Raw genomic sequence first — 1,762 nt, 5'->3', positions numbered from 1 at the left:
AAGGCCGTGGCATAATACTCTTTTTATTTCTGTCTACTTGACAGGGAGATGACCAGTTTTGCCCCTCTTTTTTACTATATCTACTTTTATATACAATTAATTTGCTTTTACAGTAGCAGATGAAACTTGATCATTCCATGTTCTTTCTCCATCGCCCATGCTAACATCTGTCAAATTTAGATATTTCCCATTATTTACAATAGCAAGCGCACGCCCCTGCGCATTGTTATGTTCATAAATCATTGTGTAGTTTCCAAAAGGATGGGTAAGTATCGAGGAAACCTGGTCGTTATTGAAACTATTAAAATTAGTGATAATAACAGGATTTCGGCTAGCATCTATCGGAAACTGTGAACCTTGCAAGTGAATATCATGGTAAAAGGTAGAGTAAATTCTGGATGATTGGAATGCTTTTGATAAGTTTGGTGTTACTGGATGTTTCTGTACATAGGATTCAAATTCTTTTTGCGTCTCAAATCCAACAGTTGTAGGCTTCTCGTTCTGTTCTCCTGGTGTAACAACCTGATACGGCTTTGCTGCTGTATCAGCATACACCGAGCTCAATCCTCCACACATCACTGTTCCAGCCAATAAAGCGGTTGAAACTATCCCCTTGATACGTTTCAAAAAACATCACTCCCTCTAACATAGATTTACTTACAAACGTATTGTACAATGGCCTACGATCTATGATAAGGATGTAATTTATTTCTCAACACACATATGCTTTATTTCGTATATCCAGTTGCCTCTTGCACATCTGACAGTTGCCAGAAGGCATTACGTGCATGACATACCATTGTTTCTAACATATATGCTGTTGCTTCATATGCCGCTTTATTTGGTACACGGTTAAACATCGAACCGTCTTCTTCCATAAACTGCAAGTCTGCCACGCGATATAATCCTAAATCATTATAATTTCCTCCCCACACAATACCTGCCGGCATATAACGGTCTACTAAGAATGGTTTCCCATCAAACTCTAATGCAGAATAACCACCTTCTAGCTGCATCACATTTGTATATCGTTTATTCGTTGTTAAAACCGCCTCATATGCTGCACGTACACCATGCGAACCCATCAGAAAGTCTGTTTCTTTCCCGCTTACAATCGATGTTTCATCCATCACTAAACGTAGTAGTGCATCCGAAATCGGACGAGCCGTTCCCCCGTTGGCAAATAGATTTGCTTTCCACCAAGAATATGTCGCAGGATTTAATGTTTGTAATGCTAATTTATCATCAATGATACCGCCTAGTCCCATCGGCTCTAAGTTCGAAGAACCAGCTGATACAATACCATCTGTTGCCGCTGTTGTGACAGCTGCACCGTCAATTGTGATGGACGTTGTCGTACGATCAATTGCAGTAATTGTTCTTCCCGCGGTTGTAACTGTTCCCGTTGCATTCACAATATCCACTTTTTGCCCCACGAAGAATCCTTTCACACTATTTACGACCAATACGTTTGCTGCCGTTGTTTGCGCTGTGCAATTTGCAATACGTCCTGTCCCATTGCCAAACGTAACGCGAGCACGGAAGTTCTTCATGTCTGTCGTTAATCCCTTGACCTCTGATTCTACTGCACGAAGGTAGGACGTTTCATTTTTCTTCGAGGATTCAATCGTTTGGACTGTAAGTTCTAAACGACCCGCCACCATACGCGCTGTACCTGTCGAACTCTTATACGCTTGTTGTCCCGCTGTTGGTAACGTCCCATTTTCCGCAACAGCTCCCACACCTGTATTACGTCCGAAGT

General features: G+C 41.6%; 2 protein-coding genes. Both read right to left on the bottom strand.

Translation table 11 applies throughout. The annotated features are described in order from the left end of the window. Positions 1-96: 96 nt before the first annotated feature. Complete coding sequence (locus ACODS7_RS31770; RefSeq protein WP_256428483.1) at positions 97-627, bottom strand: hypothetical protein; 531 nt, start codon at positions 625-627, stop codon at positions 97-99. Between the two features lie 101 nt (positions 628-728). Beyond that, positions 729-1,762 (bottom strand): phage major capsid protein (locus ACODS7_RS31765; protein ID WP_488828548.1); only part of this gene is annotated, 1,034 nt, incomplete at its 5' end.

It is taken from the genome of Bacillus sp. FG16 (genome assembly GCF_057809515.1).
Note: the sequence above shows the minus strand (reverse complement) of the source record. Positions and strands in the feature narration are given on the sequence as shown.